Source organism: Streptomyces sp. NPDC047869 (genome assembly GCF_040704065.1).
GTDB lineage: Bacteria > Actinomycetota > Actinomycetes > Streptomycetales > Streptomycetaceae > Streptomyces.
This window is the reverse complement of record NZ_JBEYRK010000018.1, coordinates 135,025-159,252: the sequence shown is the minus strand read 5'-3', so window position 1 is coordinate 159,252 and position 24,228 is coordinate 135,025. Positions and strand designations below refer to the sequence as shown.

At 72.2% G+C, this 24,228-nt stretch carries 25 protein-coding genes and 2 tRNA genes; 17 read left to right on the top strand and 10 right to left on the bottom strand.

Annotated elements, in window-relative coordinates:
- Nucleotides 1–10: 10 nt before the first annotated feature.
- From AB0924_RS23600 to AB0924_RS23575, 6 genes are all read left to right on the top strand, one after another.
- Nucleotides 11–1,192: an FAD-binding oxidoreductase gene (locus AB0924_RS23600; protein ID WP_366912432.1), complete on the top strand. Its 1,182-nt coding sequence runs from the start codon at nucleotides 11–13 to the stop codon at nucleotides 1,190–1,192.
- Entirely contained in the window at nucleotides 1,189–1,491 is a 303-nt protein-coding gene (locus AB0924_RS23595; protein ID WP_358932556.1) for a (2Fe-2S)-binding protein, read from the top strand. The genes AB0924_RS23600 and AB0924_RS23595 overlap by 4 nt, the downstream gene beginning before the upstream one ends.
- Nucleotides 1,484–2,887, top strand: a complete 1,404-nt coding sequence (locus AB0924_RS23590; RefSeq protein WP_366912431.1) for an NAD(P)/FAD-dependent oxidoreductase — start codon at nucleotides 1,484–1,486, stop codon at nucleotides 2,885–2,887. The genes AB0924_RS23595 and AB0924_RS23590 overlap by 8 nt, the downstream gene beginning before the upstream one ends.
- Nucleotides 2,888–3,025: 138 nt before the next feature.
- Nucleotides 3,026–3,922 (top strand): dihydrodipicolinate synthase family protein, encoded by an 897-nt coding sequence (locus AB0924_RS23585; protein ID WP_366912430.1) that lies wholly within the window; start codon nucleotides 3,026–3,028, stop codon nucleotides 3,920–3,922.
- 58 nt (nucleotides 3,923–3,980) lie between these two features.
- Complete coding sequence (locus AB0924_RS23580; protein ID WP_358932550.1) at nucleotides 3,981–4,982, top strand: proline racemase family protein; 1,002 nt, start codon at nucleotides 3,981–3,983, stop codon at nucleotides 4,980–4,982.
- Between the two features lie 18 nt (nucleotides 4,983–5,000).
- Complete coding sequence (locus AB0924_RS23575) at nucleotides 5,001–5,690, top strand: GntR family transcriptional regulator (protein ID WP_366912429.1); 690 nt, start codon at nucleotides 5,001–5,003, stop codon at nucleotides 5,688–5,690.
- A 254-nt stretch (nucleotides 5,691–5,944) separates the two neighbouring features.
- Here the strand turns inward: AB0924_RS23575 and AB0924_RS23570 are convergent.
- Nucleotides 5,945–6,018: transfer RNA gene (locus AB0924_RS23570), tRNA-Pro, on the bottom strand.
- Between the two features lie 193 nt (nucleotides 6,019–6,211).
- Between AB0924_RS23570 and AB0924_RS23565 the strand changes: the two genes are divergently transcribed.
- The 3 genes from AB0924_RS23565 (at nucleotide 6,212) to AB0924_RS23555 (ending at nucleotide 8,929) form a co-directional block, all read left to right on the top strand.
- Nucleotides 6,212–6,556, top strand: a complete 345-nt coding sequence (locus AB0924_RS23565; protein ID WP_366912428.1) for a cupin domain-containing protein — start codon at nucleotides 6,212–6,214, stop codon at nucleotides 6,554–6,556.
- 116 nt (nucleotides 6,557–6,672) lie between these two features.
- A complete protein-coding gene (locus tag AB0924_RS23560; protein ID WP_366912427.1) occupies nucleotides 6,673–7,845 on the top strand; it encodes a Gfo/Idh/MocA family oxidoreductase in 1,173 nt (390 codons plus the stop codon).
- A gap of 79 nt (nucleotides 7,846–7,924) precedes the next feature.
- A complete protein-coding gene (locus AB0924_RS23555; RefSeq protein ID WP_358932542.1) occupies nucleotides 7,925–8,929 on the top strand; it encodes a Gfo/Idh/MocA family oxidoreductase in 1,005 nt (334 codons plus the stop codon).
- A 43-nt stretch (nucleotides 8,930–8,972) separates the two neighbouring features.
- On the opposite strand, the gene AB0924_RS23550 is transcribed toward AB0924_RS23555, so the two are convergent.
- The 4 genes from AB0924_RS23550 to AB0924_RS23535 form a co-directional block, all read right to left on the bottom strand.
- The gene (locus tag AB0924_RS23550; RefSeq protein WP_358932588.1) at nucleotides 8,973–9,221 is read right to left on the bottom strand and encodes a hypothetical protein; all 249 of its coding nucleotides are present in this window, start codon (nucleotides 9,219–9,221) and stop codon (nucleotides 8,973–8,975) included.
- 83 nt (nucleotides 9,222–9,304) lie between these two features.
- Nucleotides 9,305–10,216 (bottom strand): ATP-binding cassette domain-containing protein, encoded by a 912-nt coding sequence (locus AB0924_RS23545; protein ID WP_366912426.1) that lies wholly within the window; start codon nucleotides 10,214–10,216, stop codon nucleotides 9,305–9,307.
- A gap of 6 nt (nucleotides 10,217–10,222) precedes the next feature.
- Nucleotides 10,223–11,299, bottom strand: coding sequence for an ABC transporter permease (locus tag AB0924_RS23540; RefSeq protein ID WP_366912425.1), 1,077 nt, complete (start codon nucleotides 11,297–11,299; stop codon nucleotides 10,223–10,225).
- The gene (locus tag AB0924_RS23535; RefSeq protein WP_366912424.1) at nucleotides 11,299–12,318 is read right to left on the bottom strand and encodes a sugar ABC transporter substrate-binding protein; all 1,020 of its coding nucleotides are present in this window, start codon (nucleotides 12,316–12,318) and stop codon (nucleotides 11,299–11,301) included. The genes AB0924_RS23540 and AB0924_RS23535 overlap by 1 nt, the downstream gene beginning before the upstream one ends.
- Before the next feature lie 299 nt (nucleotides 12,319–12,617).
- Between AB0924_RS23535 and AB0924_RS23530 the strand changes: the two genes are divergently transcribed.
- The 4 genes from AB0924_RS23530 to AB0924_RS23515 all read left to right on the top strand — a co-directional run bounded on the left by AB0924_RS23530 (nucleotide 12,618) and on the right by AB0924_RS23515 (nucleotide 17,366).
- Entirely contained in the window at nucleotides 12,618–13,931 is a 1,314-nt protein-coding gene (locus AB0924_RS23530) for an ABC transporter substrate-binding protein (RefSeq protein WP_366912423.1), read from the top strand.
- Between the two features lie 8 nt (nucleotides 13,932–13,939).
- On the top strand, nucleotides 13,940–14,920 hold the full coding sequence (locus tag AB0924_RS23525) for a sugar ABC transporter permease (RefSeq protein ID WP_366912422.1): 981 nt from the start codon (nucleotides 13,940–13,942) through the stop codon (nucleotides 14,918–14,920).
- A complete protein-coding gene (locus AB0924_RS23520) occupies nucleotides 14,917–15,804 on the top strand; it encodes a carbohydrate ABC transporter permease (RefSeq protein WP_366912421.1) in 888 nt (295 codons plus the stop codon). Before AB0924_RS23525 ends, AB0924_RS23520 begins: the two co-directional genes overlap by 4 nt.
- 164 nt (nucleotides 15,805–15,968) lie before the next feature.
- Nucleotides 15,969–17,366 (top strand): amino acid permease, encoded by a 1,398-nt coding sequence (locus AB0924_RS23515; RefSeq protein ID WP_366912420.1) that lies wholly within the window; start codon nucleotides 15,969–15,971, stop codon nucleotides 17,364–17,366.
- Nucleotides 17,367–17,421: 55 nt separating this feature from the next.
- Here AB0924_RS23515 and AB0924_RS23510 read toward each other — a convergent pair whose 3' ends face one another.
- Entirely contained in the window at nucleotides 17,422–17,697 is a 276-nt protein-coding gene (locus AB0924_RS23510; RefSeq protein WP_366912419.1) for a hypothetical protein, read from the bottom strand.
- 217 nt (nucleotides 17,698–17,914) lie between these two features.
- Nucleotides 17,915–17,991: transfer RNA gene (locus AB0924_RS23505), tRNA-Pro, on the bottom strand.
- Between the two features lie 105 nt (nucleotides 17,992–18,096).
- Between AB0924_RS23505 and AB0924_RS23500 the strand changes: the two genes are divergently transcribed.
- Together AB0924_RS23500 and cobF are read left to right on the top strand one after the other, a co-directional pair.
- Entirely contained in the window at nucleotides 18,097–18,618 is a 522-nt protein-coding gene (locus AB0924_RS23500; protein WP_366912418.1) for a DUF309 domain-containing protein, read from the top strand.
- Nucleotides 18,619–18,685: 67 nt separating this feature from the next.
- Nucleotides 18,686–19,459, top strand: a complete 774-nt coding sequence (cobF, locus tag AB0924_RS23495) for a precorrin-6A synthase (deacetylating) (RefSeq protein ID WP_366912417.1) — start codon at nucleotides 18,686–18,688, stop codon at nucleotides 19,457–19,459.
- On the opposite strand, the gene AB0924_RS23490 is transcribed toward cobF, so the two are convergent.
- Nucleotides 19,416–20,192 (bottom strand): cobalt-precorrin-6A reductase, encoded by a 777-nt coding sequence (locus AB0924_RS23490; protein WP_366912416.1) that lies wholly within the window; start codon nucleotides 20,190–20,192, stop codon nucleotides 19,416–19,418. The genes cobF and AB0924_RS23490 overlap by 44 nt on opposite strands.
- 80 nt (nucleotides 20,193–20,272) lie before the next feature.
- Here AB0924_RS23490 and AB0924_RS23485 point away from each other — a divergent pair, with 80 nt between their 5' ends.
- Nucleotides 20,273–21,055: a TIGR01458 family HAD-type hydrolase gene (locus AB0924_RS23485; RefSeq protein ID WP_366912415.1), complete on the top strand. Its 783-nt coding sequence runs from the start codon at nucleotides 20,273–20,275 to the stop codon at nucleotides 21,053–21,055.
- Here AB0924_RS23485 and AB0924_RS23480 read toward each other — a convergent pair.
- Nucleotides 21,041–21,814: a sulfite exporter TauE/SafE family protein gene (locus AB0924_RS23480; RefSeq protein WP_366912414.1), complete on the bottom strand. Its 774-nt coding sequence runs from the start codon at nucleotides 21,812–21,814 to the stop codon at nucleotides 21,041–21,043. The two genes, AB0924_RS23485 and AB0924_RS23480, sit on opposite strands and share 15 nt — an antisense overlap.
- 148 nt (nucleotides 21,815–21,962) lie before the next feature.
- Nucleotides 21,963–23,150 carry a thiolase family protein gene (locus AB0924_RS23475; RefSeq protein WP_366912413.1) on the bottom strand — a complete coding sequence of 396 codons (1,188 nt, stop codon included), beginning with the start codon at nucleotides 23,148–23,150 and terminating at the stop codon, nucleotides 21,963–21,965.
- 156 nt (nucleotides 23,151–23,306) lie between these two features.
- On the opposite strand from AB0924_RS23475, the gene AB0924_RS23470 reads away from it, so the two are divergent.
- On the top strand, nucleotides 23,307–24,104 hold the full coding sequence (locus AB0924_RS23470; protein ID WP_358932512.1) for a lysophospholipase: 798 nt from the start codon (nucleotides 23,307–23,309) through the stop codon (nucleotides 24,102–24,104).
- Nucleotides 24,105–24,228 lie beyond the last annotated feature (124 nt).

Sequence of the window (24,228 nt, the reverse complement as noted above, 5' to 3'; positions counted from 1 at the left end):
TATTACTGGCGTGGCGATGCGACTGACCTGTGATGTCGTGGTCGTCGGGGCCGGTGCGGTGGGTGCGGCCTGCGCGTTGTACGCCGCGCGGGCGGGTCTCGACGTGAGCGTGGTGGACCGTGGCCCGGTCGCCGGCGGCACCACCGGCGCCGGCGAGGGCAACCTGCTGGTCTCCGACAAGGACCCCGGTCCCGAACTCGAACTGGCCCTCTACTCCGCCGGATTGTGGGCGCGGCTCGCGGACGAGTTCGGTCCGGCGATCGAGTACGAGCCCAAGGGCGGCCTCGTCGTCGCCAAGACGCCCGGTGAACTCGCCGCACTGCACGGCCTCGCCGAACGTCAACGGGCCGCCGGAGTCGACGCCGATCGGGTCGACGCCCGGGAACTGGGCGAACTGGAACCCCACTTGGCTCCCGGCCTCGCGGGCGGGGTGCTCTGTCCCCAGGACGCCCAGGTCATGCCCGCCCTCGCCGCCGCCCACCTGATCCGCGCCTCGGGAGCACGGCTGCACGCGGGCCGGACCGTGACCGGCGTGCTGCGCGGACGGGACGGCGCGGTACGCGGGGTCCGTACCACCCAGGGCGACATCCACGCCCCCGCCGTGGTGAACGCGGCCGGCACCTGGGGCGGCGAACTCGCCGCCCTGGCGGGCGTTCACCTCCCGGTACTCCCCCGGCGCGGCTTCGTACTGGTCACCGAGCCGCTTCCGCGGATGGTCCGGCACAAGGTGTACGCCGCCGACTACGTGGCCGACGTGGCGAGCGATTCGGCCGCGCTCCGGGCCTCGCCCGTCGTCGAGGGCACCGCCGCGGGGCCGGTCCTGATCGGGGCGACCCGTGAACGGGTGGGCTTCGACCGCACGTTGTCCCTGCCGGCCGTGCGTGCGCTCGCGGCCGGCGCGATCGGCCTGTTCCCCTTCCTGGAACGGGTGCGCGCGCTGCGGACGTACGCGGGCTTCCGGCCCTACCTGCCCGACCACCTGCCGGCGATCGGCCCCGACCCGCGCGTGCCCGGTCTGCTGCACGCCTGCGGACACGAGGGCGCGGGCATCGGACTCGCCACCGGGACCGGGCAGCTGATCGCGCAGTCACTGGCCGGGAAGGCGACGGAGCTGGATCTCGGCCCGTTCCGCCCGGACCGGTTCGGGACACCCGGGACTCCCCCGACGACGAGTGGAGGCGAGACGCCGTGACCGCTTCGCAGCCGGCGGGGGCGCGCCCGGCCGCCGCGTTCACCGTCACCTTCGACGGCCGGCCCGTGGAGGCCCTGCCGGGACAGACGGTCGCGGCCGTGCTGTGGGCGGCGGGCGTGACCTCCTGGCGCGGCACGCGTGTCGGGGGCCGGCCGCGCGGGGTCTTCTGCGGGATCGGGGTGTGCTTCGACTGCCTGGTGACCGTCAACGGGCGTCCCAATGAACGGGCTTGCCTGGTCCGGGTGGAGCCGGGCGATGTGATCCGCACACAGGAGGGGACGGGACACGAGGATGGCTGAGCGAGCGCATCTCGTCGTCGTCGGGGCGGGTCCGGCGGGACTGGCCGGTGCTCTGGCCGCCGCCGCGCGCGGGGTACGCGTGACCCTGATCGACGCGGCCGAGCAGGCGGGCGGCCAGATCCACCGGCGCCCCGCCGCCGACCTGGCCGCGGGCCGCCCGCCCGCACCGCGCTCCCGGGCACGCACCTGGGAGCGGCTGCTGGACGCGCTGGACCGGCAGCGCGCCACGGGCAACATCACTCACCTGACCGATCATCACGTCTGGTGCGTGGAGCGGCTTCCCGGCTCCGGAGGGTTCGCGGTGCACGCCCTGCGCGGCGTGGCGCGGGAGGAGGGGGTCACCGTACGTGCCGACGCGGTGCTGCTCGCCACCGGCGGTTACGAGCGGGTGCTGCCCTTCCCCGGCTGGACGCTCCCCGGAGTCGTCACCGCGGGCGGCGCGCAGGCCATGCTCAAGGGCCAACTGGTGCTGCCCGGCCGCATGGTCGTCGTCGCCGGCACCGGCCCGTTGCTGCTCCCCGTGGCCGCGGGGCTCGCGGAGGCGGGCGCCCGGGTGGCCGCGCTGGTGGAGTCCGCCGGTCCGAGGGCACTGCTGCGGAAGGCTCCGGTGCTGGCCGGGCACCCCGGGAAGCTCGCCGAAGGCGCCCGGTACGCGGCCCGGTTGCTGCGGCACGGGGTGCGGCCCCTGGCCCGGCACAGCGTGGTCGAGGCGCACGGCGCGGACCGGCTCGAGGCGGTCACCGTCGCCGCGCTGGACGAGGACGGGCGGCTCGCGCCAGGCACCGCCCGCCGTGTTCCGTGCGACGCCCTCGCGGTGGGACACGGGATGCTGCCCCACACCGACCTCGCCGAGGCGCTCGGCTGCACCCTGTCGGGGACCGACGTCCGCGTCGACACCGAGCAGCGGACCGACGTGCCCGGCGTCTGGGCGGCCGGGGAGGCCACCGGCATCGGTGGCGCGGACCTGGCGCTCGCCGAGGGGCACATCGCCGGCCGTTCGATCGCCGCCCGCCTGCACGACGCCGCCCCGGACCCGCGCGCATGGGCCGCGGCCGCCCGGGCCCGTACCCGGCTGCGGGCGTTCTCCGCCGCGCTGGACGCGGTGTACACGCCGCCCGTGGACTGGGCCGGGCGGATGCGGGACGACACGACGGTGTGCCGCTGCGAGGAGGTCACCGCCGGGCAGGTCCGCGAGGCGGCCGGCACCCTCGGAGCCGGGGACGCGCGCACCGTGAAGCTGCTCACCCGTGCCGGAATGGGCTGGTGCCAGGGCCGGATATGCGGCCCCGCGGTGGCCGGACTGACCGGGTGCCCGTTCACCCCGGGACGCCGGCCGTTCGCCCGGCCGGTGCCGCTCGGCGTGCTGGCCGAACCCCTGGAGCCACCACCGGACTGACCGGCCGCCACCCGCCACCACTCCCACCACCCCTTCGGCGACCGGCACCCGCACCCGGTATGTGGCACAGACCAAGAACCCGCCCCACCCCCGCAAGCCTCAGTAAAATGTCACACCCTATTGGATTGGGGACCACTCATGACCCTCCAGCAGAGCCGCCCCTGGCGCGGCATCCTCGTGGCCACCGCGCTCCCGCTCCGCGCGGACCTCTCGGTGGATTACGACCGGTACGCCCAACACTGCGCCTGGCTGGTGGAGAACGGCTGCGACGGCGTCGTGCCGAACGGCTCCCTCGGCGAGTACCAGGTGCTCACCCCCGAGGAGCGGGCCGAGGTCGTCAAGACGGCCGTCGCCGCGATCGGCGGCGCGCGGGTCATGCCGGGCGTCGCGGCGTACGGCTCGGGCGAGGCCCGGCGGTGGGCGGAGCAGGCGGCCGAGGCCGGCTGTGCGGCCGTGATGCTGCTGCCGCCCAACGCCTACCGCGCCGACGAGCGGTCCGTGCTGGCGCACTACGCCGAGGTCGCACGGGCGGGCCTGCCCGTGGTGGCGTACAACAACCCGGTCGACACCATGGTCGACCTCGTGCCCGAACTCCTCGCCCGGCTGCACGGCGAGGGCCACATCCACGGCGTCAAGGAGTTCTCCGGTGACGTCCGCCGCGCCTACCGGATCGCCGAACTCGCGCCGGATCTCGATCTGCTGATCGGCGCCGACGACGTCCTGCTGGAGCTCGCCGTGGCCGGCGCCAAGGGCTGGGTGGCCGGCTATCCCAACGCGCTCCCCCGGGCGTCGGCCGAGCTGTACCGTGCCGCGACGGCCGGCGACCTCGCCACCGCGCTCCCCCTGTACCGGCAGTTGCACCCGCTGCTGCGCTGGGACTCACGGGTCGAGTTCGTGCAGGCGATCAAACTCTCCATGGACGTGGTCGGCCGGTACGGCGGACCGGTGCGCCCGCCGCGCGCCGCGCTGCCGCCCGAGCAGGAGGCGGCCGTCCGCGCCGCCACCGAGAAGGCCGTGGCCACCGGCCTCGCCTGACGCACGCGCCGCGGCGCGAAGCCCGTTCAGACCGACGTCACGACAGAGAGGCCGGAGCATGCGCAGCAAGCTCGTCCTGCACGCCGTCGACTCGCACACCGAGGGCATGCCGACCCGCGTGATCACCGGCGGGATCGGCGCCGTGCCCGGTGCGACGATGAACGAGCGGCGGCTGTACTTCCGGGAACACCGCGATCACATCAAGCGGCTGCTGATGAACGAGCCGCGCGGCCACTCCGCGATGAGCGGCGCGATCCTGCAGCCGCCGACCCGGCCCGACTGCGACTGGGGCGTCATCTACATCGAGGTCTCCGGCTATCTGCCGATGTGCGGGCACGGCACGATCGGGGTGGCGACCGTGCTGGTCGAGACCGGCATGGTGGAGGTGGTGGAGCCGGTGACCACCATCCGCCTCGACACCCCGGCGGGGGTCGTGGTCGCCGAGGTGGCGGTGGAGGACGGAGCCGCGCGCGACGTGACCCTCCGGAACGTGCCCTCCTTCGCGGCGGCCCTGGACCGCGAGGCCACGCTCCCCGACGGCCGCACCGTCACCTACGACCTCGCCTACGGCGGCAACTTCTACGCCATCCTCCCGCTCGACGCCTTCGGCCTGCCCTTCGACCGCGCCCGCAAGGACGACATCCTGGCGGCCGGCCTCGCGCTGATGCGGGCGATCAACGCGGAGTCCGAGCCGGTGCACCCCGAGGACCCGTCGATCCGCGGCTGCCACCACGTCCATCTGCACGCGCCGGACGCCACCGCCCGCCGCTCGCGGCACGCGATGGTCATCAACCCGGGCTGGTTCGACCGCTCCCCCTGCGGGACGGGGACGAGCGCGCGCATGGCGCAGCTGCACGCTCGGGGCGAACTGCCGTTGCACACCGAGTTCGTGAACGAGTCCTTCATCGGCACCCGTTTCACGGGCCGGCTGCTCGGGACCACCCGGGTCGGTCAACTCCCCGCCGTGCTGCCGAGCTTCACCGGCCGGGCCTGGATCACCGGCACCGCCCAGTACCTGCTCGATCCTTCCGATCCCTTCCCGGAGGGGTTCGTCCTCTAGACTTCGATGATGCGTGACATGGCACCGGGACCGCAGGACGCGGACGCACCCGCGCTCCCCCGCCTGGGCGGCCGGCGGAGCAGCTACCGCGAGCGGGTCGCCGACGCGCTGCGGGCCGCGCTGATCGCGGGCGAACTGCGGCCGGGGCAGGTCTACTCGGCACCTTCACTGGCGGCCCGCTTCGGGGTGTCGGCGACGCCGGTGCGCGAGGCCATGCTGGACCTGGCCAAGGAGGGCCTGGTCGACACGGTGCCGAACAAGGGCTTCCGGGTCACCGCGGTCTCCGAGCGGCAGCTCGACGAGTACACGCACGTCCGCGCCCTGATCGAGACGCCCACCGTGGTGGACCTGGCCCGTACGGCCGACCGGGTCTCCCTGGAGGCGCTGCGACCGGCGGCCCGGGAGATCGTCGCCGCGGCCGCGGCCGGGGATCTGATCGCCTACGTGGAGGCGGACAACCGTTTCCACCTCGGCCTGCTCGCTCTGGCGGGCAACGCCCACCTGGTGGAGGTGGTCGCCGGCCTGCGCGGCCGCTCCCGGCTCTACGGTCTGACGTCCCTGGTCGAGGCGGGCCGGCTGCTCGCCTCCGCCGAGGAACACCTCGAACTCCTGGACGCGCTGCTGGAGCGGGACGAGCAGGCCGTGCGCGAGGTCATGACCCGGCACCTCAGCCATGTCCGCGGCCTGTGGGCGGCGGCCGGGGACTGAACCCGGCGGGCCTCGGAACGGGCCCTGCCGTACGGGCGTCCGGCGATCACCGGCGGCCTCCGCCACCGGTGGGTGGCCCGGCCGCCTTCCACGACGTGGACGGCGCGAAGCTGTCCACGGGCCGCTACGAACTGCGCTTCGAAACACGCGCGGAAGTCCGGCGTTCGGGTCATCCAGGGCCGGGAGCTCCTGGAAATGACCAAGGGGCCGTATCGGATCCCTCCGACACGGCCCCTGGCCTGCGTGCTCACAAGTCGGGACGACAGGATTTGAACCTGCGACCCCTTGACCCCCAGTCAAGTGCGCTACCAAGCTGCGCCACGTCCCGTTGCCTCCCACGCGGCCCTGCCGCGTGATCACGCAGGTCAACCCTACCGCACCCGGGCGGGCGCCCTCACCGCCGTCAGCGCTCACGGGGCGGTGGCGGCCGCGGACGGCGCGACGAAGTGTCCGTCCGCCGGGCCCAATGCCGCACACACTGTCGACGGTCGCGCGGTGGCCCCGCTGGTTAGGGTCGCCGCATGACGCACAGCTTCGCTCTCCACATCCCCGACGCCGAACTCGAACCCGAGCCGCTCGACCCGGAGCAGATCGTCTCCGGGAACCCGGAGGTGACGGGCAAGGTGGTGTGGGAGTCGGCGGACGGCCGACAGATCCGCGGGGTCTGGCAGATCACGCCGGGCGTGGTCACCGACACCGAGGCGGACGAGTTGTTCGTGGTGATCAGCGGGTCCGCGACGATCGAGGTCGAGGGCGGCGCCACGCTGCGGGTGGGACCCGGCGACCTGGCCGTGCTGCGCACGGGCGACCGTACGACGTGGACGGTGCATGAGACGCTGCGCAAGGCCTACGCGATCAATCTGTGAGGGACGCCGTGCCGGGGGGCCGGCCGGCCGCGTCCGGATTGACACGCTCGCCATGTCCGCACAAAGGTGACCTGGACAGGGGTTGAACCGGTCCGGGCATGAGCAGAGGTGCTGTCATGGTGGATGCGCTCGGTGTCGCCGTCGTCGGTTTCGGCTGGATGGGCCGGGTGCACGCCCGGGCGTACGCACGTGTCGGGCACCACTATCCGCAACTGCCGCTGCGCCCCGAGCTGTCGACGGTCGCCGAGGAGGTGCCGGGCCGGGCCGAGGAGGCCGCCGAGCGGTTCGGGTTCGCCCGCGCCACCCGCGACTGGCGCGAGGTGGCCGCCGACCCGCGGGTGCGGGCCGTGAGCGTCACCGTGCCGAACTTCCTGCACCGGGAGATCGGGGTGGCGATGGCCAAGGCCGGCAAGCATCTGTGGATCGAGAAACCGGTGGGGCTGACCGGTGCGGACGCCCGTGCCGTCGCCGACGCGGTCGCGGAGGCCGGCGTCCAGGGAACGGTCGGCTTCAACTACCGCAACGCGCCCGCCGTGGAGGCGGCCCGCGACCTGATCGCCGGCGGGGAGATCGGCACGGTCACCCATGCCCGCATCCGACTGTTCAGTGACTACGCGGCCCATCCCGACGGGGCCCTGACCTGGCGCTACGAACGTGCCCGCGGCGGCAGCGGGGTGCTCGGCGACCTGGCCTCGCACGGCGCGGACCTGGCCCGCTTCCTGCTCGGCGACATCACCTCCCTCATCGCCGACACGGCCGTGTTCGTGCCCAAGCGGGCGCGTCCGGCGGGCGCCACCGCCGGACACGCGCGGGCCCTCGGCGGTGAGCACGGGCCGGTCGAGAACGAGGACTACGTCGGCTGTCTGCTGCGGTTCACCTCCGGCGCCCGCGGGGTGCTGGAGGCCTGCCGGGTCTCGGTCGGCGAGCAGAACAACTACGGCTTCGAGGTGCACGGCACGCGGGGCGCGGTCCTCTGGGACTTCCGCAGGATGAACGAGTTGGCGGTGAGCCGCGGCACGACGTACCAGGACCAGCCGGTGAGCACGGTGTACGTCGGCCCGGACGCGGGCGAGTTCGCCGCGTTCCAGCCGGGGGCCGCCAACGCGATGGGCTACGACGACCTGAAGGTCATCGAGGCGTACCGCTTCCTGCGCTCCATCGCCGAGGGCCGGCCGTACGGCACCACGCTGACGGACGCGGCGCGCGCTGCCGCGGTGCTGGACGCCATGGTGCGGTCCGCGGTGAGCCGGACGTGGGTGGACCTGCCACCCGGGCCGGTGATCGGCTGAGACAGGACCCGGAACGCACCGGGGCGGCCCCGACCGGCACGTCCCCCTCGCACCACCGCACCCAAGGAGCTGCCCCCTCATGCGCATCGGAATCCTCGGCCTCGGCCGCATCGGCGCCTTCCACGCCGAGACCCTCGCGGGGCTGGACGCCGTCGAATCGCTCGTCGTCGCCGACCCGTTCGCCGACGCGGCGAAGGCCGCCGCCGAGCGGTTCGGCGCCCGGATCGCGGACTCGCCGCAGGCGCTGCTCGCGGCCGGGGTGGACGGTCTGGTCGTCGCGGCGGCGACGGACGCCCATCCGGCGCTGATCCGGGCCGGGGTGGAGGCCGGCGTCCCGGTCTTCTGCGAGAAGCCGGTCGCCCGCACCATGGCGGAGGGCCTGGAGGTGCTCAAGGCCGTCCGGGGTGGCCAGGTGCCGGTGCAGATCGGCTTCAACCGCCGGTTCGACGCGGGTTTCACGGCCGCACGGGCCGCGGTGCGCGGCGGTGAGCTGGGCAAGCTGCACTCGGTCCGCTGCACGACCCTGGACCCCGCGCCGCCGCCCGCCGCGTACATCGCCGCCTCCGGTGGCATCTTCCGGGACTGCTCCGTCCACGACTTCGACGTCATCCGCTGGGTCACCGGCCGCGAGGTCACCGAGGTGTACGCGGCCGGCGGCAACCGGGGTGCCGGTCACATCAGGGAGGCGGGCGACGCGGACACCGCCGCCGCCATCCTCACCCTGGACGACGGCACGCTGGCGGTGATCTCCAACTCCCGTCACAACGCTCGGGGTTACGACGTCCGTATGGAGCTGCTCGGCTTCGAGGACTCCCTCGCCGTCGGCCTGGAGGACAAGCTGCCGCTGCGCTCGGCCGAGCCCGGAGCGACCTTCCCGTCCGGCGTCCCGCACGACTTCTTCATGGACCGCTTCGCCGCCGCCTACCGCGCCGAACTCGCCGCGTTCACCGAGGTGGTGGCCGGGGCCCGCCCCTCCCCCTGCACGGTCGAGGACGCCCTGGAGGCGGGCTGGATCGCCGAGGCGTGCACCCTGTCCCTGCGCGAGCATCGCCCGGTGACGGTCGCGGAGGTGCGGGCCGGCTGACGACGCCGTGCCCGCTAGCGCTCGCCGGCGATCCGCCCGCGGCTCAGAGGCAGTAGCGGACCAGCCATTCGTCGGGGTCGTAGGCGTCGCGAGCCGGGTCCCTCGGCAGGGCGGGCCGTGTCTCCACCGTGTCCTCGGGCCGGACCCGCTCCGGGAGCGTGCCGAACCGGGCGCGGCGCGCGGTCAAGCCCGTGTCGGGCGCCGGCTCCCGTTCGACCGTCCGCCGCTCGTCGCCCTCGTTCACTTCATACGCCTCGATCGACGTGTTCGTTTCGTGCGCGTCGTTCGTCAACTCGGTCTCCCCCTGCGCTCGTACGGACCCGTACACCCGTGGGAACGTACGGGACCGTCCTCCGGTTCCGTGTGCCGGTGCCGTCAGCCGGTCTCCTCCGGGGAGCCGGCCGTCGGAGCGGTGAGGTCCTCCGCCTCCGGCAGCCCGTCGACGTCCACGCCGCGCACCTGGGCCAGTTCGTGCTTGAGCGCGGCGAGTTCGGCACCGCCCGCCATGTGGTCGGTCAGCTCTTCGAGGGTGATCCCGGCGCGTCCGGCGCTGAGTTCGAGGGTGCCGAGGCGCAGCACGCTGAAGTGGTCGCCGACCATGTAGGCGTGGTGCGGGTTGTGCGTGATGAAGATGACGCCGAGGCCTCGGTCGCGGGCGGCGGCGATGTACTTCAGGACCACACCCGACTGTTTGACGCCGAGGGCCGCCGTGGGCTCGTCCAGGATCAGCACGCGGGCGCCGAAGTGGACGGCCCGGGCGATGGCCACGCACTGGCGCTGGCCGCCGGACAGGGTGCCGATGGGCTGCTCCAGGTCGTCCAGGACGATGCCCATGTTGCGCAGTTCCCGGTCGCAGGTCGCCTTCATGCGGGCGATGTCCAGACGCCGGACCGGCCAGGGCCCCCGGGTCAGCTCGGAGCCGAGGAAGAAGTTCCGCCACACCGGCATGAGGGGGACGGTGGCGAGGTCCTGGTAGACGGCGGCGATGCCGAGGTGGAGGGCTTCGCGCGGGGTGCCGAAGCGCACCGGCCGGCCGTCCACCAGGAACTCGCCCTCGGTGTGCCGGTGCAACCCGGAGATGATCTTGATGAGGGTGGACTTTCCGGCACCGTTGTCACCGAGGACGCAGGTCACCCGGCCCGCGCGCACCTCGAGGTCGACGCCGTGCAGGGCGCGGACGTTGCCGTAGGACTTTCCCGCGCCGCGCAGTTCGACGACCGGGCCGTCCGCGGCGGTCGCGGTGCCCTTCCGGGCCGTGCCGTGGGTTCCGGTTCCGTTCGTGGTCATCGAGGGTCACCTCCGGGTTGCCGTGCGCCGGACCCACAGATTGATCAGCACGGCGCCGAGCAGCATCGCGCCGAGGAAGGCCTTGAACCAGTCGGGGTTCCAGCCGGCGAAGACGATGCCCTGGTTCACCATGCCGAACATGAAGGCGCCGAAGACGGGGCCGATCGCCGAACCGTGGCCGCCGGTGAGCAGACAGCCGCCGATGACCGCGGCGGAGATGTAGATCAGCTCCTGGCCGACGCCCTCGCCGGACTGCACGGTGTTGAAGGAGAACAGGTTGTGCATGCCGGTGAACCAGGCGCCGAGGCCGACCAGCATGAACAGGGTGATCTTGGTGAAGGTGACCGGGACGCCGACGGCGCGGGCGCTCTCCTGGCTGCCGCCGACGGCGAAGACCCAGTTGCCGTACTTGGTGCGCAGCAGCATCCAGGTGGCGAGGGCGGCGAAGGCGAGCCAGTAGAAGACCGTGATCTTCACCTGGACGCCGCCGACGCCGACGGAGGAGGCGAAGATCCGCTTGGCCTGGCCGAAGCCGTCCATGTCGCTGATGTCGTCGGTGGCGACGTTGTCGGTGACCAGTTTGGTGACGGCGAGGTTGACGCCCTGGAGGATCAGGAAGGTGCCGAGGGTGACCAGGAAGCTCGGCAGCCCCGTTCTGATCACCATCCAGCCGTTGAAGGCCCCGATGCCCAGGGACAGCGCGAGGGCGACGACGATTCCGGTCCACACGTTCATCGTGAGCTGGTAGCTGAGCATGCTCGCGGTGAGCGCGGAGGTGATCACGGCGACGCCCGAGGACAGGTCGAACTCGCCGCCGATCATCAGCAGGGCCACCGGGAGCGCCATCATGCCGATCGTCGAGGACTGGTAGAGGACCGTGGCCATCGAGCTGCCCTGGCGGACCGAGGGCGCCGCGATCAGGAAGAAGACCAGTACGGCCAGGGCGCCGAGGAAGACGCCCACCTCCGGGCGGGCCAGCAGCCGCAGCGGTAGCGGACGCCGTGCGGTGCGGCCGTCGGCGGTCCCGGGGCCGGGTGCCGGCGGTGTGCCCGCCGCCGGCCCGGCGGGCCGGGTCACGCTCATCAGCGGGTGCCCTTGGCGGCGAACTCGGCGACCTTGTCGACGTTGGACCTGTCGACGAAGGCGGGTCCGGTCAGCACCGGCTGCTCGCCACCGCCGCTGTAGTTGCCGTTGTTCTTGTACAGCCACAGGGAGTCGATCGCCAAGTAGCCCTGGAGATAGGGCTGCTGGTCCACGGCGAACTGGATGGTGCCCTTCTTGACGGCGCCGGTCAGGGCCTTGTTCAGGTCGAAGGTGGCGATCCGGGCCTTGCTGCCCGCGTCGTCCACCGACTGCACGGCGGTCAGCGCGAAGGGGGCGCCCAGCGTGACCACGTAGTCGATCGCCTTGTCCTGCTTCAGCTTGGCCGTGATCGTCGACTTCACGGACGGCATGTCGGCGCCGTTCACGTACAGCGTCTGGGTCGTGCCGGTGAAGGTCTTCTTGACGCCGTCGCAGCGCTGGGTGAGGCCGATGTTGCCCTGCTCCTGGATCACGCACACGGCCTTCTTGGCCCCGACCTCGTTCAGCTTCTTGCCGAACGCCTCGCCGGCGACCGTCTCGTCCTGTCCGAAGAACTGCAGCAGGCCGAGCCTCTTCCAGTCGCTGAGGCCCGAGTTCAGGCCCACGACGGGTATGCCGGCCGCCTTGGCCTTGCCGACGACGTCCTTCATCGCGTCCGGCTTCGCCAGGGTGACGGCGATGCCGTCGACCTTCTGGTCGACGGCGTTCTGGACGAGCCCGGCCTGCTGCCCGGCGTTGGGGTCGTTGGAGTAGACCAGCTTGATGTTGTCCTTGGCGGCGGCCGCCTCGGCGCCCTTGCGGACGATGTCCCAGAAGGTGTCGCCCGCCGACTGGTGGGTGACCAGGGCGACGGTCATACGGGGGGTGTTCGCCTTGCCCGCGGAGGCGTTCGAATCGCCCTCCTCGGCCTTCTTCCCGCCGGACCCGCTGGAACAGCCGGCGAGGGTGAGGGCTGTCGCGGCGGCCACGGCCGCGACGAGGGCCGGCCGGCGGGAGCGGAAGTGAGCAGAGCGGTCCATTGTTCGTGCACCTCACTGTGCTACGGGGTAAGGACGCTGTTGCGTTGGCACGCGATCCAACCCGCCGCCGAGCCCGCTGTCAATCCTTTGTCAAGACATCATTTCAAAAAGCCGTGCCACGGCGATTACGTTTCGGGCAAGAGACCGGCCGACGTGAGCGGGACCTATTGACGCTCGGCGCACGTGGGGCTGTTATTACGCCCACGCTGTTCGGTCGAGTTGGTTTCTGATCGGTTTCGAGGACCTTTCGGTGATCGGCTCATCCCCTTGGCCGGACCCCGCAATCCTCAGGAGCCGCCATGCGCCTCTCCCCCTCCGGTCTTTCCCTCCCCGGGCCCAGCCGTCGGTCGCTGCTCCGCGGAGCGGGCGGTGCCGCGCTCCTCGCCGGTGCGGGCATACCCCTGCTGTCCGCGTGCGGCGGCAGCGGTTCCGCCGCCGACCCGAAGACCGTCACCCTCGGCTCCAACGCCTCCGACGCCGTGCCGAAGAAGGCGTTCGCGGAGATCTATGCGACGTTCAAGAAGCGGTCGGGCATCACGGTCGACGTGAACACCAAGGACCACAACACCTTCCAGGAGCAGATCAACTCCTACCTCCAGGGCACCCCGGACGACGTGTTCAACTGGTTCGCCGGCTACCGCATGCAGTTCTTCGCGGCGAAGAAGCTGGCGACGCCGATCGACGACGTGTGGGCGAAGATCGAGGGCAACTTCCCCGAGGCCATGAAGAAGCTCAGCAAGGGCGAGGACGGGAAGTACTACTTCGTGCCGCTGTACACGTACCCGTGGGCGCTCTTCTACCGCAGAAGCGTCTTCCAGCAGCACGGCTACGAAGTCCCCACCACCTGGGACCAGTTGATCGCCCTGTGCAAGCGGATGAAGAAGGACGGCCTGGTCCCGATCGCCTTCGGCGACAAGGACGCCTGGCCGGCGATGGGCACCTTCGACCAGATCAACTTCCGGCTCAACGGCTACGACTTCCATGTCGAGCTGATGGCCGGCAAGGCCTCCTGGACCGACGCGAAGGTGAAGTCGGTCTTCGACCACTGGAGCGAGCTGCTCCCCTACCACCAGGACGGCGCCATGGGCCGCACCTGGCAGGACGCCGCGCAGACCCTGGTGGCCAAGAAGGCGGGCATGTACCTCCTCGGCTCCTTCGTGGGGCAGCAGTTCACGGACCAGGCCGACCTCGACGACCTCGACTTCTTCGCCTTCCCGGAGATGAACCCCGCCTACGGCCAGGACACCGTCGAGGCGCCCACCGACGGCTTCATGGTCAGCAAGGCCCCCAAGAACCACGCGGGCGTGGTGAAGCTGCTGGAGTATCTCGGCACCCCGGAGGCCGAGGCGGTCTACCTCAAGGCCGACTCCAGCGTGGTGGCCGCCTCCAGCAAGGCGGACACCTCCTCGTACACCGCGCTGCAGAAGAAGGCGTACACGATGATCAGCGGCGCCAAGAGTCTCACCCAGTTCATGGACCGCGACAGCCGGCCGGACTTCACCTCCACGGTGATGCAGCCCGCGCTGCAGAAGTTCATCCAGAACCCCAAGGGCGTGGACGGACTGCTGTCGTCGATCGAGCGCCAGAAGAAGACCATCTTCGCGTCCTCGTGAGCGCCCCGATGACGACCGACACGACGACGAAGACGCCGGAGGCGGCCGCCGTGCCGCCTCCGGGCGCCGCGCCCGGTACGACGCGGGCCGCACGGGGTCACCGGCGCCTGCTGACCCGCCGCGACCGGATCACGCTCGCCCTCATGGCGGGCGTCCCCACGGTCCTGCACGTGGCCCTGGTCTGGGTCACCGCCCTCGCCTCGATCCTCCTCGCCTTCACCACCTGGGACGGCATCGGGTTCGACTCCATCCAGTGGGTGGGGCTGGAGAACTTCAAGCAACTCTTCAACGACAACCCGCAGTTCTGGCCCGCCCTCCAGCACAACGTCATCTGGTTCGCGGCCCTGATCCTCGTCCCGACGCCGTTCGGGCTGTTCCTCGCCGTGCAGCTGGACAAGCGGATCCGGTTCAGCCGGGTCTACCAGACCGCGTTCTTCCTGCCGGTCGTCATCTCGATGGCCTGCATCGGGTTCGTCTGGCAGCTCGTCTACAACCCGGACACCGGCCTGATCAACAGCATCGTCGGGGCCAACGAGCCCGGCCACTACATCGACTGGATCGGGGACCCCGATCTCAACCTGTGGGCGGTGCTCGTCGCCGCGTCCTGGCGGCACGCCGGCTACATGATGATCCTTTACCTGGCCGGCCTGAAGAGCGTCGACCCGTCCCTGCGGGAGGCGTCCGCGCTGGACGGGGCCAATGAGTGGCATTCGTTCCGGCACGTGGTCTTCCCGACCCTGCGCCCGACCAACACGGTCGTCCTCGTCGTCACCATCATCGAGGCACTGCGCGCCTTCGACCTGGTCTTCGTCTTCAACAAGGGCGCGCAGGGCACCGAGCTGCTGTCCATCCTGGTGACCAACAACATCATCGGCGAGTCCAGCCGCATCGGTTACGGCTCCGCCATCGCGGTGGTCCTCCTGGTGATCTCCCTCGCGGTGATCGTCCCGTATCTGGTGGCCACCTTCCGGAAGGAGCGGCGATCGTGAGCGCCCCCACCGCCGCACTCAGGCGGCGCGCCCCCGTGCGCCCGGCCCGGGTCCTGCTGCACGTCTTCCTCGCGGTCACGGCCCTGGCGTGGCTCGCGCCCCTGCTGTGGGCGGTCTTCTCGGCCCTGCGCCCCTACAGCGAGACCAGCGCCAAGGGGTACGTGTCCTGGCCGGACAAGCTCGGCCTGGACAACTTCACCCACGCGTACCAGCAGTCGGACATGACGCACTACTTCGTCAACACGCTGGTCATCGCCGTGCCGGCCGTGCTGCTGACGCTGTTCCTGTCCTCGTGCGTCGCCTTCTACGTCAGCCGGTTCGACTTCCGGGTCAACCTGGCGCTGCTGCTGGTCTTCACGGCGGGCAACCTGCTCCCGCAGCAGGTCGTCATCACGCCGCTGTACCGGATGTACCTGCTGACGGATCTGCCCGGCATCACCGCGAGCGGCAAGCTGTACGACTCCGCGCTCGGCCTCGTCCTCATCCACGTGGCGTTCCAGTCCGGCTTCTGCGCGTTCGTGCTGAGCAACTACATGCGCTCGCTGCCGCACGAGCTGACCGAGGCCGCGCTGGTCGACGGCGCCTCGGTGTGGCGGCTGTACTGGCAGATCACGCTGCCGCTGTGCAAGCCGGCGATGGCGGCCCTGGCGACCCTGCTGTCAATCTGGATCTACAACGACTTCTTCTGGGCCCTGGTACTGATCTCCACCGGTGAGAACATGCCGATCACCTCGGCCCTGAACAACCTGTCCGGCCAGTACTTCACCGACCCCAACCTGGTCGCCGCCGGCGCCCTGCTCACCGCGATCCCCACCCTGATCGTCTACTTCGCGCTGCAGCGCCAGTTCGTCAGCGGCCTGACCCTGGGCTCCAACAAGGGCTGACGGACGTCTCGCGGTACGAAGGCCTCAGACGAGCAGTTTTTTCGTCATCGAACGGGTCCAACGGGACAATAAGCGGCGATTTTGCGCCAGGTCGGGGCATCCCCGACCATGGGCTGGTCCCGGCGATCCCGGGAACACCCGTTCGATGAGAGGCACACCCACCCATGCACGTCACCGGGACCGCCGAGCAGCCGGCTCCGGCGCCCTCGGGAACCCACCCCGTTCCCGCCGAGGACCCGAACGGCGACACCGGACGGCACGCCCGCCGCTTCGGGCTGCCCGTAGCCACCGCCCTGGTCATGGGCAACATCATCGGCGGGGGCATCTTCCTGCTCCCCGCCTCCGTCGCCCCCTACGGCACCGTCAGCCTGGTCGCCTTCGCCGTCCTGACGGTGGGCGCCATCGCGCTCGCCCTGGTCTTCGGCCGGCTCGCCCGGCGCGACCCGCGCACCGGCGGCCCCTACGTCTACGCCCGCGAGGCCTTCGGCGACTTCGCCGGCTTCCTCGCCGCCTGGGCGTACTGGATCACCACCTGGGTATCGAACGCGGCCCTCGCCGTGGCCGCCGTCGGCTACCTCGACGTGCTGGTCCCGGTGGCCGGCCACCGCTGGAGCGCGTGCCTGGCCGCCCTGGTGCTGCAGTGGCTGCCCGCGCTCGCCAACTTCGCCGGCACCCGCTACGTGGGCGCCGTACAGCTCGTCTCCACGGTGCTGAAGTTCGTCCCGCTGCTGCTCGTCGCGGTCGGCGGGCTGTTCTTCTTCGACCCGGCGAAGCTCGGGCCGTTCAACGCCACCGGCGGCGGTGCCATCGGCGCGGTGTCCGCGTGCGCCGCCCTGCTGCTCTTCTCCTACCTCGGGGTCGAGTCCGCCGCCGTCAGCGCGGGCGAGGTCAGGGACGCCCGCCGCAACGTGGGGCGCGCCACCGTCATCGGCACCGCCGGCGCCGCCCTGGTGTACCTGCTGGGCACCCTGTCGGTCTTCGGCACGGTCGGACACGGCCGTCTGGTGACGTCCACCGCGCCGTTCTCGGACGCCGTGAACGCCATGTTCGGCGGAAGCTGGGGCGGCTGGGCCGTGGCCCTCGCCGCCCTGGTCTCGATGACCGGCTGCCTCAACGGCTGGACACTGCTGAGCGCCCAGACCCCGTACGCCGCGGCCCGCGACGGCCTGTTCCCCGCCGCCTTCGCGCGCCGCCGCCGGGGCGTACCGACCGTCGGCGTCGGTGTCACCGTGGTCCTCGCCTCGCTGCTCACCGTGTACAACTACACGGCGGGCTCGGCGAAGGTCTTCGACATGCTGGTGCTCGTCACCACCTTCACCGCGACCGTGCCCTACTTGCTGGCCACCGCCGCCCAGGTGTTCCACCTGGTGTCCGGCCGGCGCGAGTCGGTCGACCGGGCGCGACTGGTCCGGGACGCCGTGGTCGCCGCGGTTGCGGCCGCCTTCTCGATCTGGCTCGTCGCGGGCGCCGGCTACGCGGCGGTGTACCAGGGCGTGCTGTTCCTGTTCGCGGGGATCATCGTGTACGCGGTGATGGCGGCCCGGCGGCAGCGGACCGCCTGACCGGGGCTTCGGCGTCCGCGGCCGTCCGGGGCGCCCCGCTGCCGCGCGCGGCCCGCTAACGAGGTTCGTGGGCCGCCGCCCGGCAGGCGCCGTTCGCGGCGCCGCCCGCCACTCCGGCCTCGGTCAGCCCGGCCACACAGCTCTGCAGGTCTCCGACCACGCCGCGGCTGCAGGCCGCTGTCACGGAGTCGGTGGCGGTGGCACCGGCCTGTGCGGCCATCTGCGCGCAGGCGGGGATGTCCGCCCGGGCCGCGGGTGCGGTGAAAACCGCACCGCCGAGGGTGAGGGCCAGTGCGGTGAGGACACCGGCCGCACGGGTCGGACTGCGCATGAAAACCACCTGCTCTCCGGGACGTTCACTCGGGACGGAGACAGAAATCGGCCCGACCGGCTGCCGGTCGGGGGCCGCCCGGCAGACTCGCGAGCCCCTCACTCCAGCGTCGCATCCCCGCCCCCGCCCGTCCTGGGCAGCCGGGGGGCCACCCGCCGGACGCACGGAAGGCCGCTCTCCCATCAGTGAGAGAACGGCCTCCGACCTGCGTAAAGCATGGTCGGGACGACAGGATTTGAACCTGCGACCCCTTGACCCCCAGTCAAGTGCGCTACCAAGCTGCGCCACGTCCCGATGCGTTCACTCGCGGTGACCCGCGTGATCGCGCGAACAGCACTTTACCCCACGTGCGGGGGTGCGCCGAAGACGCCCCGGAACGGGACCGGGACAATGGGCCGTATGACAGACGCGGACACGGCAGCGGGAGGTCCGGCGGGCGGCCGGGACCGGGACCCGGACGGGCGGGCGCGCAGCGCCCGGCCCCGGGACGGGCTGGGACGGCCGCTGCCGTACGGGGCCGACGGGGTCGAACGGCAGCCGGAGGGGGTCGTACGGACCGCCCGGGAGACGGTCGCCGAGGCGCAGGCGCTGCTGGACGCGGGCCGGCCCTTCCACGCCCACGAGGTGTTCGAGGACGCCTGGAAGTCGGGGCCCGAGGACGAGCGCACGCTGTGGCGCGGTCTCGCCCAGCTCGCGGTGGGGCTCACCCACGCGGCCCGGGGCAACGACACCGGCGGGGCGCGGCTGCTGCGGCGCGGTGCGGGCGCGGTCGAGGAGTGGGAGGTCGCGCGGGGCGAGGACCGGCCCTACGGGATCGACCTGGCCGGGCTCGCCGTGTGGGCACGGGAGCTGGCCGGGCGGGTGGAGCGGGGGCCGGGGTCCGTCGAGGCGGCGGCCGAGGCGCCGCGGCTGGTCTCCTGACCGGCTCCCCCAGGGCCGCCACGGAGGCGGTGGCATCACTGTCGGTGGCATACGGCAGACTCTGGGCGTGCGAACGATTCATGTCATCGGTATCGGTGCGGGCGACCCCGACCAGCTGACCCTTCAGGCGGTCAAGGCGCTGCGGGGCACGGACGTGTTCTTCCTGCTCGACAAGGGCGAGGTGAAGAGCGACCTCACCCGGCTCCGCCGGGACATGCTCGACGCGCATCTTCCCGAGGGCGGGTTCCGGGTGGTGACGGCACGTGACCCGGAGCGGGACCGTACGGCGGGCGGGACCGCGTACTCCCCGGCCGTGGAGGACTGGCGCGTCGCGCGCGCGGGCATCTACGAGCGGCTGATCACCGAGGAACTGGGCGAGGACGGCACCGGCGCGTTCCTGGTGTGGGGGGACCCGTCGCTGTACGACAGCACGCTCGGCATCCTCCAGGAGGTGCTGGAGCGGGGTGCGGTCGAGTTCGATTACGACGTGGTGCCCGGCATCAGCAGCGTCTCCTCCCTGGTGGCCCGGCACCGCACGGGGCTGAACCGGGTGGCCCGGCCGGTGCAGATCACGACCGGGCGGCGGCTGGCCGAAGGCTTCCCGGAAGGGGTGGACGACGTCGTGGTGATGCTGGACGCGCACCAGGCCTTCCGGCGGTACGCGGAACAGGACATCGACATCTACTGGGGCGCGTACCTAGGCACCCCGGACGAGATCCTCGTCTCCGGCCCGCTCGCCGAGGCAGGACCCCGCATCGAGCGGGTGCGTGCCGAGGCCCGGGAGCGCAAGGGCTGGATCATGGACACATATCTGCTGCGCCGGAATCCCGGGGAGAGCTGAGGCCCAGCCGCTCCAGTACTCCGGCCACGTCGGACACCACCGTGGCGCCGGCGGGGGGTTCGGGACGGCGTACGACGATCACGGGCAGTCCCAGGTCCCGTGCGGCCGTCAGTTTCGCGGCCGTGGCCTCGCCTCCGCTGTCCTTGGTGACCAGGACGTCGATCCGGTGGGTGCGCAGGAGGCGGGTCTCGTCGGTCACCGTGAACGGGCCGCGGGCGAGGACCACCCGGGTGTCCGGGGGCAGCGGCGGCTCGGGCGGATCCACCGACCGGACGACGAAGGTCAGGTCCGTCAGGTGCCGGAAGGCGGCGAGCCCCAGGCGGCCGGTGCTGAGGAACACCCGTCGGCCCAGACGGGGCAGCGCCTCGGCGGCCGCGTCCAGCGAGCGGACGAAGTGCCAGTCGTCACCGGGCCGCGACCGCCAGCCGGGGCGGCGCAGCACCAGGGCACGGACCCCGGTGGCCGCCGCCGCGCGGGCCGCGTTGGCCGTGATCGTCTCGGCGAAGGGGTGGGTGGCGTCGACCAGGACGTCCACCCGGTGCGCCCGCAGCCAGTCGGCGAGGCCCTCCGGCCCGCCGAAACCGCCGATCCGCACCTCGCCCGGCACCGGCGCCGGACGGGCGACCCGGCCGGCCAGCGAGGTGGTCACCCGGACACCGGGGCGTGCGGCGAGTTCCGCGGCGAGACGGCGGGCCTCGGTGGTGCCGCCGAGGATCAGGACGTGCGGGGACATGGGGGTGAGCGTACCGAGGCCGCTCGGACCGGGCCGCGGCGCGGACGGCCACGGGCCGCGCGGGCGGCTACCGTCGGGCCATGGAATCCGTGCGTGCCGTCCTGATCGACATCGACGGTGTCCTCACCGTCTCCTGGAAGCCGCTGCCGGGTGCGGTGGAGGCGCTGGCGCGGATCCGCGGGGCCGGTCTCGGTGTGGTCCTGGTGACCAACACGACGTCCCGTTCGCGGGCGTCGATCGTCCGGACGCTGTCGGGGGCCGGCTTCGAGGCGGATGTGGAGGAGGTGCTGACCGCGCCCGCCGCCACGGCCGTCCATCTCGCCGAGCACTACCCGGGCGCCCGCTGCACCCTCCTGAACAGCGGGGACGTGGGGGCGGACCTGGGGGACATCACCGTGGTGGACGACGGTGCGGACGTGGTCGTGGTGGGGGGTGCGGGGCCGGAGTTCGACTACGCGGCGCTGAACCGGGTCTTCGGGCAGTTGCAGCGCGGGGCGCGACTGGTCGCCATGCACCGCAATCTGTACTGGCGGACCGACTCCGGGCCGCAACTGGACTCCGGTGCCTTCCTGCTCGGTCTCGAGCGGGCGGCGCGGGTGGAGGCGGAGGTCACGGGCAAGCCGTCCCGGGCGTTCTTCGAGGCCGCGCTGTCCCGGCTCGGCGCGGGTGCGGACCAGGCGCTGATGGTGGGGGACGACATCGAGTCGGACGTCCTCGCGGCGCAGCGTGCCGGGCTCACCGGGGTCCTGGTGCGGACGGGGAAGTACCGGCCGGAGACGCACGAGAACGCGAGCGGCACTCCCGACCACGTCGTGGACTCCTTCGCGGACGTCCCGGCGCTGCTGGGCCTAGCGCAGCAGTAGCTGCACACCGCCGACGATCGTCGCGGCGATCACCAGTTGTTCGAAGAGCCGCTGGTTGATCCTGTTCACAGCCCATTTGCCGATCAACGCGCCGGGCACGACGAACACCACGAGCGCGGCGTCGAGGAGCAGGGAGCGGCCGTCGATCAGGCCGAGTCCGGCGCTGAAGGGCACCTTGGACACGTTCACGATGAGGAAGAAGAAGGCCGACGTCCCGAGGAAGCCGAGCTTGCGGAAGCCCGCGGAAAGGAGATACATCGACATCACCGGGCCGCCCGCGTTCGCGACCATCGTGGTGAATCCGCCGAGGACGCCGTACGAGCGCGCCTTGATCCGGCCGGCCCGGGTGGTGACCTCGTCCGGCTCGGCCTCCGTCCCGGCCCCGCGCCGCCGCCACAGCGTGACGCCGGCCATGAGCAGCAGGATCGCGCCGATCGAGGTCCGTACCACCGCGTCGTCGGCCCACAGCAGGAACAGGGTGCCGGCCACCACGCCGGCCGCGACGGCCGGGAACAGCCGCCACAGCGTGGGCCAGTGGGCGTGCCGCCGGTAGGTGAGCACGGCGAGCACATCACCGGCGATCAGGATGGGCAGCAGAACTCCGGTGGAGGCGCGGGCGGGCAGGACCGCGGCGAAGACCGCGAGGCTGACCGTGTTGGCCCCGCTGACGGCGGTCTTGGAGAAGCCCACCAGCAGGGCCGCGAGGGCGAGGGCGGCGAACCCCCAGCCGGATATGTGCCAGAGCGTCATCGTGTTCATACGGCGACCGATGCTATGTGCACGCGTCCGGCGCGTCGGACCGTTTTCCACGCGGCGCGGGTACGTGGACCGGCCGAGGTGCTCCCTGGACCGGGTCCCTCGGTCCGATCCCCTTGCCGGGGAGCGTCGTTTCCCCGCCGGAGCCCTGCTAGCCCCTCTCGACCAGCACGGCGCTGCCCTGTCCCACGCCCACGCACATGGTCGCGAGCCCGCGCCCGGCGCCCGTGCGCCGCATCCGGTGCAGCAGGGTGGTGAGGATGCGGGCGCCGGAGCAGCCGAGTGGGTGGCCGAGGGCGATCGCGCCGCCGGTGGGGTTCACCAGGTCGGGGTCGATGCCCAGTTCGTCGACGCAGGCGAGGGCCTGGGCGGCGAACGCCTCGTTGAACTCGGCCTCCCTCAGGTCGCCGATGGTCCAGCCGGCCCGGGCCAGCGCCTTGCGGGTGGCGGGGACCGGGCCGATGCCCATCACGTCGGGATGGACGCCCGCGGAGGCACCGGCGACGTACCGGCCGAGGGACTCCAGGCCCAGCTCGTTCAGTGCCTCCTCGCTGACCAGCAGCAGTCCGGCGGCGCCGTCGTTCATCGGGGACGCGTTGCCCGCCGTGACCGTGCCGCCCGCGCGGAACACCGGCTTCAGGCGGGACAGCTTCTCCAGCGAGGTGTCCTCGCGGACGCACTCGTCCTGGCCGACGGTGATGCCGTCGGGGCGGTCCACGGGCAGGAGTTCGTCGTCGAAGTGGCCGTTCTTGCGGGCGGCGGCGGCCAGTTGGTGGCTGCGCAGGGCGAACTCGTCCTGGCGGGCGCGGGAGACGCCGTACCGCTCGGCGACCTCCTCGGCCGTCTCGCCCATGGCCAGCAGGCCGTGCAGGTCCTTCATGGCGGGGTTGACCAGGCGCCAGCCCAGCCGGGTGTCGTGGGTCTCGATGCGGTGCGGCAGGGCCTCGTCCGGGCGGGGCAGCACGAAGGGGGCGCGGCTCATGGACTCGGAGCCGCCCGCGAGCACGATGTCGGCCTCGCCGGCGGCGATGGTGCGGGCGGCGGCGGTGACCGCCTCGAGGCCGGAGGCGCACAGCCGGTTGACGGTGGCGCCGGGCACCGACTCGGGCAGGCCCGCGAGCAGCGCGGCCATCCGGGCGACGTTGCGGTTGTCCTCGCCCGCCTGGTTGGCGGCGCCCCAGTAGACGTCGTCGATGCGGGCCGGGTCCAGGGCGGGCAGGTCGGCCACCAGACGGCGGATCACGGTCGCCGCGAGGTCGTCGGGCCGCACCGTGGAGAGGGCACCGCGCAGTTTGCCGATGGGGGTGCGGCGGGCGGCCGCGAAGTGGACGGGACGCACGGCTGGGACTCCTGACCGACGACGTTGTGGATCAGCACGGACCGGGGTCCGTTCGGCAGCACCCTTAATTAGCACTGCTAGTTTTGGACTATAGCCCGACCGCCCGCCCCCTGGGAAGATCCTCCCGTGACCCGCGCCGAACCGGCTGGAGGAGACATGACCGACGTCCGCGAGCACGACCTCGGCGGCATCACCTTGACCGAGTGGCCGCACCCGGAGCCGCGGTACCTGGCCGTCATGGTGCACGGGTACGGCGAGCACGTCCGCCGGTACGACGAACTGGCCGACGCGCTGACCGCGGACGGGGCGGCGGTGTACGGCCCCGATCACGTCGGGCACGGGCGGTCGGCGGGCGAGCGGGTGGTGATCGAGGACTTCGAGGACGTGGTCACGGACGTGCACCGGGTGGCCGGACTGGCCCGCGCCGCGCATTCCGGGCTGCCGCTGGTCATGCTCGGCCACTCCATGGGCGGCCTGATCGCCGCCCGGTACGCCCAGCGGTACGGGTCCGAGCTGAGCGCACTGGTGCTGTCCGGGCCGGTGATCGGCGCCTGGGAGCTGCCCGGCCGGCTGCTCGCCCTGGACGAGATCCCGGACACCCCGATCAGCCCCGCCGCGCTCTCCCGCGACCCCGCGGTGGGCGCCGCGTACGCCGCCGACCCGCTGGTCTGGCACGGCCCGATGAAGCGGCCGACGCTGGAGGCGTTCGTCCGCACCCTCGACGCCGTCGACGAGGGCGGGGACATCGGGGCGCTGCCGCTGCTGTGGCTGCACGGGGACGACGACCGGCTGGTGCCGCCGCCGGGCAGCCGGGTGGGCGTGGAGCGGCTCAGCGGCGGACGGCTGACCGAACGGATCTTCGCCGGGGCACGGCACGAGGTCTTCAACGAGACGAACCGGGCGGAGGTCCTCGCCGAGGTCATCCGCTTCCTGGACCGGGTACTCCCCCGCTGATCAGGCACGTTTGCCCCGGCACCCGCCGGGCACCCGCATCGTCGGACGTGACGCCACGAAGCCGGATGTCACGGCATCAAGCCGTACGGAACGCCATGAACCGGCACGTCACGAATGAATGACG

Bases quoted from the DNA above. Each gene is read 5' to 3' on its own strand.
- AB0924_RS23490 (WP_366912416.1), bottom strand. From the start codon at position 20,192: ATGTCCCCGCACGTCCTGATCCTCGGCGGCACCACCGAGGCCCGCCGT.
- AB0924_RS23555 (WP_358932542.1), top strand. From the start codon at position 7,925: ATGCGCATCGGAATCCTCGGCCTCGGCCGCATCGGCGCCTTCCACGCC.
- AB0924_RS23535 (WP_366912424.1), bottom strand. From the start codon at position 12,318: ATGGACCGCTCTGCTCACTTCCGCTCCCGCCGGCCGGCCCTCGTCGCG.
- AB0924_RS23565 (WP_366912428.1), top strand. From the start codon at position 6,212: ATGACGCACAGCTTCGCTCTCCACATCCCCGACGCCGAACTCGAACCC.
- AB0924_RS23510 (WP_366912419.1), bottom strand. From the start codon at position 17,697: ATGCGCAGTCCGACCCGTGCGGCCGGTGTCCTCACCGCACTGGCCCTC.
- AB0924_RS23515 (WP_366912420.1), top strand. From the start codon at position 15,969: ATGCACGTCACCGGGACCGCCGAGCAGCCGGCTCCGGCGCCCTCGGGA.
- AB0924_RS23480 (WP_366912414.1), bottom strand. From the start codon at position 21,814: ATGAACACGATGACGCTCTGGCACATATCCGGCTGGGGGTTCGCCGCC.
- AB0924_RS23540 (WP_366912425.1), bottom strand. From the start codon at position 11,299: ATGAGCGTGACCCGGCCCGCCGGGCCGGCGGCGGGCACACCGCCGGCA.
- AB0924_RS23470 (WP_358932512.1), top strand. From the start codon at position 23,307: ATGACCGACGTCCGCGAGCACGACCTCGGCGGCATCACCTTGACCGAG.
- AB0924_RS23575 (WP_366912429.1), top strand. From the start codon at position 5,001: ATGGCACCGGGACCGCAGGACGCGGACGCACCCGCGCTCCCCCGCCTG.
- AB0924_RS23590 (WP_366912431.1), top strand. From the start codon at position 1,484: ATGGCTGAGCGAGCGCATCTCGTCGTCGTCGGGGCGGGTCCGGCGGGA.
- AB0924_RS23500 (WP_366912418.1), top strand. From the start codon at position 18,097: ATGACAGACGCGGACACGGCAGCGGGAGGTCCGGCGGGCGGCCGGGAC.
- AB0924_RS23485 (WP_366912415.1), top strand. From the start codon at position 20,273: ATGGAATCCGTGCGTGCCGTCCTGATCGACATCGACGGTGTCCTCACC.
- AB0924_RS23580 (WP_358932550.1), top strand. From the start codon at position 3,981: ATGCGCAGCAAGCTCGTCCTGCACGCCGTCGACTCGCACACCGAGGGC.
- AB0924_RS23530 (WP_366912423.1), top strand. From the start codon at position 12,618: ATGCGCCTCTCCCCCTCCGGTCTTTCCCTCCCCGGGCCCAGCCGTCGG.
- AB0924_RS23525 (WP_366912422.1), top strand. From the start codon at position 13,940: ATGACGACCGACACGACGACGAAGACGCCGGAGGCGGCCGCCGTGCCG.
- AB0924_RS23545 (WP_366912426.1), bottom strand. From the start codon at position 10,216: ATGACCACGAACGGAACCGGAACCCACGGCACGGCCCGGAAGGGCACC.
- AB0924_RS23585 (WP_366912430.1), top strand. From the start codon at position 3,026: ATGACCCTCCAGCAGAGCCGCCCCTGGCGCGGCATCCTCGTGGCCACC.
- AB0924_RS23560 (WP_366912427.1), top strand. From the start codon at position 6,673: ATGGTGGATGCGCTCGGTGTCGCCGTCGTCGGTTTCGGCTGGATGGGC.